Source organism: Microcoleus sp. PH2017_35_SFW_U_B, from assembly GCF_020737865.1.
Classification (GTDB): Bacteria; Cyanobacteriota; Cyanobacteriia; order Cyanobacteriales; family Microcoleaceae; genus Microcoleus.
Genome location: NZ_JAEQDE010000160.1, coordinates 1 through 10,342 on the forward strand (window position 1 = coordinate 1; position 10,342 = coordinate 10,342).

The following is a 10,342-nucleotide window of genomic DNA, read 5'->3' on the forward strand; positions in this document are numbered from 1 at the left end:
TTATTCCTGTAGTTTTAGGACTGTGGACTAAAATTACTAACGTAGATGTCTAACATTGACTACTTTTGGGTAGCTTTGTCCAGGTTTTTACGAGCGGTAACTTGTACTGGTGTTGTTTGCTGAAGCCCGAAATGTTCGTCACCAAGACGGCGAGGGTGCGGGCGATCGTGAATAAATCCGAGACGACAGTGGGCCCTTCTCCTGCTTCCGGTGCGCTGTACCCCACTGTTCCGTAGATGTCCCCATCTAAGTCGTCAATGCGCCGCACCCCACCCATATCGATCAGTTTCACGTCATTGCTTTCGAGCATGACGTTATCCGGTTTGAAGTCGCAATAAACTAAACCTTGCGCGTGCAGGTAGGCAAAAGCGCCGAGAATGCGATGAATGTAGGCGATCGCTTCAGCAACAGGTAACACTCCGCGCGTCTTGCGAATCTCCTTGAGCGTCTGACCTCCAACGTACTCCATAATGATGAAGCCTTCGTTGAGGTGGTTGACGAAGTTGTAAATCCCAACGATGTTGGCGTGTTTGACAGAGGCGAGGAATTGGCGTTCGGCTACAGCAACGGCAGCACTGGCTTCGTCCTCCGTGTTGAGCAACCCCTTAAGAACGACGTAGCGCGACAGACTCCTATCAAATCCCAAATAGATCCAGCCGAGTCCCCCGTAGGCGATCGCACCTTTGACTTCGTACTGGTTAATGACGCGATCGCCTGGTTTGAGGCTGGGAACGAAGGAATACTTATGACCGCACTTCGGACAAAACCCTCTTTCCCGACTTAAAGCGTTGTTGCAACTGGAACAGAAGCGTTTGTTTTCCGGGACGACGGCTTCTACAAGCAGCGCCTTTTCCGGTTCAGTGGAAGGGAGTTCCGGAATCGACACCAATCCCGCACCTAATTGTTTGCGGCTGCTTCTAGAGGCGCTACCCGTGCGCCGGGAACTGCGGCTGCTTGCGGAGGATGAACCCGTCGGCGTACTGGCTGTGGGTGAATTGGTTCTCGATAAGCTCGCGTTCGATGCAGTGGGGAGAGGGGAGGAAAGCAGCCGTTCAGCGGTTTTAACGGCAGCCATGCCGCAGACATCACAATAGCCATCCTCGATCGTTCCCGTACAACCCGATTTTTGGCATTTATCGCCATCCATTATGACAGATTTCCTTAAGAAAGAATTGGTGTATGGTGGATTCTTTCAGTATGCGCGACGAACCCAAGTTCAGGGATATTTGGGATAGCTTTGCAATGGAATTTAACGAAATTTAACGATTCGATCGCCTTTTAGACAAGGGTTTTAGAATTTAGTTTGCGATCGGCCACACAAACGAGACAGAAATTCTCATATTGCGGTCATTCTGTTAATCCTTTTTATCTAAAAAAGCCACTATTTTTAATAAAGCTTCACGATAGATTTTTTTGCCATCAGCATTGAGGTGAACGCCATCCGAAGTCAAATTAGCCTTCAAAGCTTTACCTTCAAATAACGGCTGCAAACCAGCTTCATCAATTGATAAATTTTCAGCAGCAGCAACCTGGCGAATCAACTGATTAAACTTATCGACTCTCGGAATCGGAGCAGCAACAGTAACATCGCGACTGGCCTCAATAGTGGAATAAAAAGCTGGCATCAAAATCACCTGTTTCGCCCCCATATCTTTTTTGACAGTGCTAATTATTTGCCGCATATTTTTCACAAATTGTCCGTCCATAGTTCTGTAAATAGCATCGTTTGTCCCGAGAGCAACAATCGCGCGATCGCACTTAACTTGAGCAGCAGTTAAAAACTTAAGCTGTTCCAACTGAGAAATCGCAGTCAGGCCAGAGATCGCAAAATTGAAAGAATTGTCACCCAGATTATTCCCCAGCATCGAAGTGATCGAATCTCCAAAAAAACAAGTTTTGATATGCGCGTTCCGAGTCACAGCAACTTGATACTTTACCTCATCTTGCCACCAAGACTGAGAACTCAGCGTATCCGTCGGCAATTCCAGATAATTTGCATTCGCCATTACCAAAGTTCTGCCCAAATAGCCCCGCTTCCCTGTGTAGATTAAGATAATAGATAGCAAAACTACATTTAACACAATCGAAAATATAAAAACATTTTTCATTTTTTTCTTCCCAACGCACAATCTATTATTGTCATCTAAAAAAGGTTTGTAGTGAGGACTTCAGTCCTTATTTTTGCGGGTCAAAATGCTCACTACAAACGATTATCAAAAAATTTTTCTTTATTTTATTCTAGTCTGATGCCGACTTGCATTCCTCACTACAATCAAATTCTGAAACATTTCTTCTCTCTTCTCTTCCTCTCTGCGTTCTCTGCGCCCTCTGCGGTTCAAAAAAAACAATTCTGTATGTAACGCGAATCTTAAAGCATAACTTTTAACCTTCAAATCCCGTGACTTTTTCCAAGCACCCAACTGCGGCGAAAAATCCGAGCCAAAGTCGATTCTTCCAACGCAAAATAGATCGGGCGGCCGTGTGGACAAGTGCGCGGATTGCGAGTTTGCTGCCATTCATCCAACAAATTTTGCATTTGAGAAAGATTGAGAGGAGTACCATTGCGAATAGCGCTACGACAAGCAGTAGCAACTTGAGCAGCTTGCAAATCTGCGACTTTACTGAGTTCAAAAAGCGCATCCGCACAGTCATCTCGATCGACCAATAAATCCGGTACTTCCCGTGCCGCCCATAACTGTTCGCCAAAACTTTCTACTTCCAAACCCAAGCGGGACAAATTCTCAATTTGCAGGGCAGATAATTGACTGAGAATCACTGGTTTTTCTAGAGATTTTAGCTGCCAATCAGCGCAGATACGTTCGTACAAAACGCGCTCGTGAGCGATGTGCTGTTCGACTAACCACATTCCGCTAGAGTGTTCTGCAACAATGTAAGTATTATGAACTTGAGCGATCGCCCTCAGTTCCATCAATCCTATTTTACGACCTGTTGTCTGTTCGTCACCGCCATCACTCTTTCGAGCTGAAGTCCCCACACTGTAAGCACTTTTTTGTTCTGATGCTTTCAACAACTGTCCCACGCGATCGGGAATTGGAGGATCTGCCAAAACCTCATCATTCAGGTGCAAAGCCCGATCGATTGCCGCGCCAACTTGTGCTTGCCAAAAACTCGGATCGTGCAGATAAATTTCCACTTTAGCCGGGTGGCGGTTCCAGTCGATTTCCGAGGGGGAGAGTTGTAGGTGAACAAAACACACGGGATAGCGATCGCGCGGACAAGTGCGGGCGAAGGCGCTGAGAATAGTTTGCTCTATTTCGGGCGATCGCACAACCCGTCCATTCACCGCCACCTTAACCCAATCCGGCCGCCTGCGGTGACAGCGATCGGGCAAACCAATTACTAACTCCAAAGACTGGGAATTGGGAATTGGGCATCGGGCATTGGGCATTGGGAATTGATAATTGTGGTTGTTTGTAGCTCCCACAAGTTGAGTTTCTACCAAAAAAATTGCAGCTTTCTGATTCTCAGGACTCGCAGGCAAATCTAACTTTAAATATTGTAAATCGCTCGATCGCACGCCGCGCACAAACTGAGGCAAAATTTGTTCCGCTGTGCTCGCCGAAGTTATGTAAAAACAAGGCGCATTTGCTTGGCGCAACTGCCAATTAACGTAGGGGTGACAAATTGCAATTTGCTGGAGGATTGATTGGATCGATCGCATTTGCTGTGCCGGCGACAAAAAAGTGCGGCGCACGGGCCAATTGCCAAACAAATTAGCCACAGTCACCACCGTGCCCGGAGCAATTGCCACTGTTTCCAGCTCCACAGCTTCCCCAGCGTTGTTGTAAACTACCCGCCAGCCCGATCGAGCATTTTCAACTCCCGGCTGGTTCAAAGATGACTTCTCAACTCCCCCCCTTGTTAAGGGGGGGCTAGGGGGGGTTTCCGCAGACTGTCGATTTTCCCAATAATCTCCGAATCCCAAATCGTTGGGCCTGCTCAAAACCTCCAAACAGCCCAACTGAGCCAAACTGTGCAAAGCTTCACCGCGAAATCCCAAAGTAGCAATTTTGTAAAGGTCAGCTTCCGTGGTAATTTTGCTCGTACTGTGAGGCGAAGCCGCCTGCTGCAAGTTTTCCCGATCCATTCCCGTACCATTATCGGCAACTTGCACCCGCCATTGTTCGGGCCAAACAGACACAACGATGCGAGTTGCGCCAGCATCCAGAGAATTTTCTACTAATTCTCGTACCGCAGCGGCGATCGAGTCAATAACTTCGCCTGCGGCAATTAAATCGATAACTTCTGCGGGTAAGGTTTGAATAGTAACTGGCATCAGATTTTTAGCGGTTCGTTAATTCAATTATACCTGATTCTGCCACTCCATACACACGATCGCGATCCGCCCAAAAACTGGTAATGTTCCAAATAGTTAAGTCGTAGATGTTCCCAACATTTTAGACAAAAGTTCAAGCTCCCAGATTCACTTGTGGGGGCAACTATCCAATCTCAAACTTGTCCTGAGCATCTTGTCCTGAGCGTAGCCGAAGGGAGCCGAAGGAAGTCGAACAATCTCAAATCGATTAAATGATTGATTGAAGTCGGTGGTGACAAACAAACATTACTTAAACTCCACAGACTAACTGATGACTTTTGGCAAGCGGATGTAAAAAGTGGTTCCTTTTTTGTTTTCCGACTCATAACTAATTTCCCCTTTGTGAGCATCAACAATCGACTTAGCAATCGCCGTTCCCAAGCCAGTACCAGTCCGCTTGCCATAGGTTATAAACGGTTCAAATAACTTGTCCTTGATTGATTGCGGAATGCCAGGGCCGTTATCATAAATGCTAATTTCTGCCCAATCCTCACTTTGTGTCAGCATAATCTCTATTCGGCCCCCGCGTCCGCCAAAAGCTTCAACAGCATTCCCAACTAAATTTTGTAAAACTCGCAAAATCTTATTGTCGTCAGCTTCCACTATCACTTCTGATACCCCCAGCACTAAGTCTACTTTTGCAGCCTCAAAATAAACTCTGTTCAACTTTTCAAACTGCTGCAACGTCTGGATGAGATTAACTGGTTTTTTATTTAATGCAGAGTTCCCACGCGAAAATTCTAATACTTCCTCAGCCATCCCCAACATTCGCTGAACTTGCAACTGAATAAGTTCACACCATTCCTGAGTTTCAGCATCGGGGTGCATTTCTTTGAGCATTTCGCTGGAGAGTTTAATTCCGGTAAAAGGACTTTTGAAATCGTGAATAATTGTGCTCACCATTTCACCCACCAAAACCATTTTTTGTTTGTGTACGAATTGGCTAACATATTGATCCGTGGTAGAGCGCAAATTTTTAATAATGAAACTAAACATTTGCATTACTGAACTGCCTTTAGCAAACTCGAGGTTTGCTATCAATTCTTCGCGGCCTATTTTGGCCAAACTCGATCCGGCAACTGCCACAGCTCTAGCACTGCGAGGCTCTCCGTCTAAAACTCCGAGTTCGCCAAAAAAATCGTCGGGCTTAGCGACAGCAATAGTTTGATATTTACTGTTGTCAATCCGCTTGCTAAACTCGACTTTACCTTCTAAAACTAGATATAAAAAATCGGCTGTTTCTCCTTCTTCAAAAACCACCGTTTCTTCAGCAAAACTTTCCAATACAGCTATTTGGCACAGATGAGCAGCTTGAAGAGGTTCAAAATAAGACATAAATCGATGAGATGCCAGATCCATGTGAAAATACCTGAGGCTTAATTGAAACTGTTTCTTTCTTCTATCTTCGCGCTATAAGCATCGATGCGTTAATAAAATACAATACTGCTGGAATTTGCTGTTATTTTCTGGCATCCCTGGCTTTGAGGGAAGGGTAAGCCTCGATATGGAGAGCCAGACTAGCACAGCGGTACCAGAAATCTCACCAACATTCTAAGTTAATTGACTAAAATACATATATATGATATTTGATCTCAGATTTAAATGGGAAGTGCGATCGCACTTTCGGACACGCCCCCACAAGATTTTAATTGTAGAGAGATGCTGCAATTTCAATGCCGATCGCCTTCGATTACCAAAAATTAACGATCGCCCGACAACACAATCCCAGCATTCTGCCCGCCAAAACCAAAACTCAAACAAACCGCATTTCTCACAAAAGTCGATCGGGCGCAGCGAACAAAATCTAACTCAAACCCCGGTTTTTTTATGCCAGTACAAGGCGGCAACACCTGGTATTTAATACCCATCAAACAAAAAGCGACGCCCAAAGCACCCGAAGCTCCCAAAGTATGACCAGTAGCCCCCTTCGTCGAACTAACAGCAACTCCTTGGCGAAACAATTTCTGAATTAACAGGGCTTCGTGTCGGTCATTTAAATCAGTTCCAGTACCGTGAGCGTGAATAAAATCTATATCAGCCGCCGTTAAATTGCTACGTTTCAAACATTGATTTACCGCCGCGATCGCACTTGTCCCGCCCAACTCCGGCGAATTAGCATGAAAAGCATCATTTGTCAACCCAAAACCGGAAATTAGACCGTAAATTCTAGCGTTGCGGCGCCTTGCCAACTCACTTGATTCTAATACAAATAAAGCCCCGCCTTCGCCGAGCACCAAGCCTTCCCGCTCTTCGTCAAAGGGATAACAGCCCGTGTTTGCCAAAGCACCCATCCGGTTAAATCCAGCCACAGTCAGCGGTGTAATTGGCGCTTCAACAGCACCAGCGATCGCGCGCTGACACTCACCGGTGCGGATTAAATCAACAGCGCGGGCGATCGACTGTAGGCCCGTCGCACAAGCAGCCATCGGCGCCAGCACAGGCCCCATCGAGCCAATTGCCCTCGCCACCGCGATCGCCCCCATGTGAGGCAAAAAGTCCACGAATTGGGCATCGGGAATTGGGAATTGGGCATCGGGAATTGGGAATTGGGCATTGGTAATTGGGAATTGGGAATTGGGCATTGGTAATTGGGCAATTCTCCCCATCTCCCCCTCTCCCCCTCTCCCCCTCTCCCCCTCTCCCCATCTCCCCCTCTCCCCCTCTCTTAGCAACAGTTCCAAATTAGCCTGAAAGCCGCGACTAGAACCGATCGCAATTCCGCAATCAGGAATCGGCAAAGTCAAATTAGCATCTTGCAAAGCATCTGCTAAAACAGGCAAAATTAAACTTATTAAATCAGCAGGTTTTGTACCTACCAAAGCCAAAAGTTGCGGTTCAAGTTCTAAAAAAGGTTGATGTTGCCGAATTCCCGACTCCCCAGATAACAATCTTTTCCAGCTATTTTCCAGATTTCCCAACGCTGAAACAAGACCAATTCCCGTAACCACAACATCCATAAGTATCAGTTAGAAGGCAGTAGTTATTAGTTAGTTGTGATTAGTTATTCGTAATCTATGACTTGTTGGTTGTTGATGCGTAGTTATCAGGTATTAGTTTTGGGTTGTTACCAATAACCAATAACTACTACCAACTCCCAACGGCAAACTGTCAACTGTCAACTGTCAACTGTCAACTGACTAACTAGCAGCCTTAAAATTTTCTAAACCCTGGGTCACAGTAGCCTTATCAATCCGATCGCCCGCTTGAATCTTATCAACAACATCCATCCCTTGCTTCACGTAGCCAAAAACCGCATAGCTACCGTCCAAAAACGGCACATCGGTCAAAGTAAAGTAAAACTGAGAAGAAGCCGAATCAGGACTTTGCGATCGAGCCATAGCCACAGCCCCGCGAGTGTGCATCAACACGGGTTTCTGAGCAATCCCAGCTTGTTCTAGCGTTTGGCTGTAAGTCGGGTTCGGGGCATCTTTAGCTTTAATTTCCAGAGGAATCCTGCGTTCGACAGATGTTTTCGGGTCAATAAAGCCCCCAGTTCCCAGCCGCGACGCAGGGAATTTAGGGTCTTTGCCCTGGGGGTCGCCACCCTGAACTACAAAAGGCTGAGGTTCCCGCACCACTCGGTGAAATACCAGCCCGTCGTAGACTCCTTTCTGAATCAAATCGACAAAATTGCCCGCAGTAATTGGGGCATTTGTGCCGTCGAGTTCGATCGTAATCGGAGTACCTTTAACCGTCATCACTACCGTTGCTTTTCCTTGCAAGCGTGGCAAATTGCTAAATTGCGAACTCGCCGCCACAGCAGCAGGAGACGGAGACGGAGACGGAGACAAAGAAATGCTTTCACCCGACGCCGGATTTGGTGTCGGAGTAGAGTTTGCAGCAGGGGAACTACCGCATCCCCCGACAAACAGCGCGCCAATTATTAAAAGTGAGAAGAACCACCGCTGAATTTTGATTTGCATTTGCATTTGTATTTTCACTTTCACTTCATTCAGATCGGGTACATGGCCGGGCGCACTCTAGATTTATCGATTTTGTGCGCCCCGCCGTCCAACCTACAAAACATTACCAATATCAAATCGAAAATCCCAAATCCCAAATCCCAAATCTCTACAGCCCTTCTAGGGACACTTGCAAAAATCGAGCCAATTCGGCAGCTTGATTTTCCACATCAGACAAAGAAATGGGCTGTCCGACTCTTGTCAGGGGAAACTGACGGCGGTCTTTGAGCTTAAGATAAATGCTGCGGCGGGGGCTGAGACCTTCTTTAATATCGACCCGCACAGATTGCACGTCCGATGTCTTGCAAGTAAAATCAAGTTTGCGGTTTTTGCCGGGAAATCCCCAACGGAAGATCCGAATGTTACCTGTTTTGCGATCGAACTCATTGTATCCGCCGCCAACATCCCAGAGAACAGTCAGCCACAGATAAAGCCCCAACAGCAGGGCGCAGACACCGTAGAAACCCATCGCGATGCCTTGGGGGATGAAAATAAGCTGAGTCGGGTCAGCAAAAGGCAGCAGGTTCTTGTGTAAGTAGCTGGAAATGCTCGACAGCAGGAAACCAGTCCCTCCAATGCTGACAACCGTTGCCCACCAGTAATTGCTGAAGCGACGAGATCCCAAAACCTCATAGCGCAGGACAGAATCGATCGAGGTCATTGTTTTTGCAGTCATAAAAAACACTCGGTAAGTGGGAAACTCAGAGTCTTTAGACCTGAAAGGAAAACGACGCAGGGGACTTCAGTCCCCGTCAATCCCCTTTCGGGGGGTGGAGGGGTATGGTTGCCCCTCCAAGGTCGATACAGTTGTATCCTTTCTCCCTTGCGGGGTAATGTTCGTGCAGACCTGGTTATAAAGGCTTGTTAGACCTGCAACACTGTAAAGCGTGACTTTAAAACTGTTTAATTGCAGATGACAGAGCCCCGTCTCCTCGCGATCGAGGGGTCTGGTCAGAACAGCTTGTAATTTCTTACAAGCGAGCGTGGCTTGAGCCTAGAGTTCCTGACAAATTTAAACAGCCTTAAACCAAAATTTTAATTCAACTAGCCTACCTTAGTCTCACTCCGCTGGCGCGATCGCCCAGTCACGATCGCGATTCTGTATCAACTCCTGCTGTTCTAGTTGAAAATTAATGAACTTATAATATATAGTTATGTTAAGTTTAATTAGAAACCTTGGTCTTTTAACAAGCAAAAGGATTTTACCGTAATGACAATCGCAGTCGGACGCGCCGAGAACGAAAGAGGCATCTTTGATGTACTCGACGACTGGCTCAAGCGCGATCGCTTCGTCTTCGTAGGCTGGTCTGGCATCCTGCTATTCCCCTGCGCTTACATGGCGATCGGTGGCTGGTTAACCGGCACCACCTTCGTTACCTCCTGGTACACCCACGGTTTGGCAAGCTCCTACCTCGAAGGAGCCAACTTCCTCACCGTCGCAGTCTCCACCCCAGCCAACAGCCTCGGACACTCCCTGCTGTTCCTGTGGGGCCCCGAAGCACAGTGGGACTTCACCCGCTGGTTCCAACTCGGTGGTCTGTGGGCATTTGTCGCCCTCCACGGCGCCTTCGCACTGATCGGCTTCTGCCTGCGTCAGATCGAAATTGCCCGTTTAGTCGGCATCCGTCCCTACAACGCCCTCGCATTCACCGGCCCGATCGCCGTGTTTGTGTCCGTGTTCCTGCTCTACCCCTTGGGTCAATCAGGCTGGTTCTTCGCCCCAAGTTTCGGCGTCGCAGCAATTTTCCGCTTCCTCCTATTCCTGCAAGGCTTCCACAACTGGACGCTCAACCCCTTCCACATGATGGGCGTTGCAGGCATCTTGGGCGGCGCGCTGTTGTGCGCTATCCACGGTGCCACCGTGGAAAACACCCTGTTTGAAGATGGCGAAGGTGCTAACACTTTCCCAGCTTTTAACCCAACTCAGTCAGAAGAAACCTATTCCATGGTTACAGCTAACCGTTTTTGGTCGCAAATCTTCGGAATTGCGTTCTCCAACAAACGTTGGTTGCACTTCTTCATGCTGTTCGTACCCGTCACAGGC

8 protein-coding genes are annotated in these 10,342 nt (G+C 47.4%); 1 reads left to right on the forward strand and 7 read right to left on the reverse strand.

Going from position 1 to position 10,342, the window contains the following annotated elements; translation table 11 throughout:
- Window positions 1–49: 49 nt before the first annotated feature.
- The 7 genes from JGK36_RS32145 to JGK36_RS32175 all read right to left on the reverse strand — a co-directional run bounded on the left by JGK36_RS32145 (window position 50) and on the right by JGK36_RS32175 (window position 8,974).
- Window positions 50–1,147: a serine/threonine protein kinase gene (locus tag JGK36_RS32145; RefSeq protein ID WP_293193712.1), complete on the reverse strand. Its 1,098-nt coding sequence runs from the start codon at window positions 1,145–1,147 to the stop codon at window positions 50–52.
- A gap of 208 nt (window positions 1,148–1,355) precedes the next feature.
- The gene (locus tag JGK36_RS32150; RefSeq protein WP_293199187.1) at window positions 1,356–2,108 is read right to left on the reverse strand and encodes an SGNH/GDSL hydrolase family protein; all 753 of its coding nucleotides are present in this window, start codon (window positions 2,106–2,108) and stop codon (window positions 1,356–1,358) included.
- 281 nt (window positions 2,109–2,389) lie between these two features.
- Window positions 2,390–4,297 (reverse strand): DNA mismatch repair endonuclease MutL, encoded by a 1,908-nt coding sequence (gene mutL / locus JGK36_RS32155; protein ID WP_293186885.1) that lies wholly within the window; start codon window positions 4,295–4,297, stop codon window positions 2,390–2,392.
- Between the two features lie 303 nt (window positions 4,298–4,600).
- On the reverse strand, window positions 4,601–5,695 hold the full coding sequence (locus JGK36_RS32160; RefSeq protein ID WP_293199189.1) for an ATP-binding protein: 1,095 nt from the start codon (window positions 5,693–5,695) through the stop codon (window positions 4,601–4,603).
- A 341-nt stretch (window positions 5,696–6,036) separates the two neighbouring features.
- A complete protein-coding gene (locus JGK36_RS32165; protein ID WP_293186887.1) occupies window positions 6,037–7,293 on the reverse strand; it encodes a beta-ketoacyl synthase N-terminal-like domain-containing protein in 1,257 nt (418 codons plus the stop codon).
- Between the two features lie 180 nt (window positions 7,294–7,473).
- Window positions 7,474–8,259, reverse strand: coding sequence for a peptidylprolyl isomerase (locus tag JGK36_RS32170; protein ID WP_293186888.1), 786 nt, complete (start codon window positions 8,257–8,259; stop codon window positions 7,474–7,476).
- 148 nt (window positions 8,260–8,407) lie between these two features.
- Window positions 8,408–8,974 carry a photosystem I assembly protein Ycf4 gene (locus JGK36_RS32175; protein WP_293186889.1) on the reverse strand — a complete coding sequence of 189 codons (567 nt, stop codon included), beginning with the start codon at window positions 8,972–8,974 and terminating at the stop codon, window positions 8,408–8,410.
- A 534-nt stretch (window positions 8,975–9,508) separates the two neighbouring features.
- On the opposite strand from JGK36_RS32175, the gene JGK36_RS32180 reads away from it, so the two are divergent.
- Window positions 9,509–10,342, forward strand: an 834-nt coding sequence (locus JGK36_RS32180) for a photosystem II D2 protein (photosystem q(a) protein) (protein WP_293186092.1), incomplete at its 3' end; no start/stop codon positions are given.

Coding starts and splice junctions, on each gene's coding strand:
- JGK36_RS32145 (WP_293193712.1), bottom strand. CDS start 1,147: ATGGATGGCGATAAATGCCAAAAATCGGGTTGTACGGGAACGATCGAG.
- JGK36_RS32150 (WP_293199187.1), bottom strand. CDS start 2,108: ATGAAAAATGTTTTTATATTTTCGATTGTGTTAAATGTAGTTTTGCTA.
- mutL (WP_293186885.1), bottom strand. CDS start 4,297: ATGCCAGTTACTATTCAAACCTTACCCGCAGAAGTTATCGATTTAATT.
- JGK36_RS32160 (WP_293199189.1), bottom strand. CDS start 5,695: ATGGATCTGGCATCTCATCGATTTATGTCTTATTTTGAACCTCTTCAA.
- JGK36_RS32165 (WP_293186887.1), bottom strand. CDS start 7,293: ATGGATGTTGTGGTTACGGGAATTGGTCTTGTTTCAGCGTTGGGAAAT.
- JGK36_RS32170 (WP_293186888.1), bottom strand. CDS start 8,259: ATGCAAATCAAAATTCAGCGGTGGTTCTTCTCACTTTTAATAATTGGC.
- JGK36_RS32175 (WP_293186889.1), bottom strand. CDS start 8,974: ATGACTGCAAAAACAATGACCTCGATCGATTCTGTCCTGCGCTATGAG.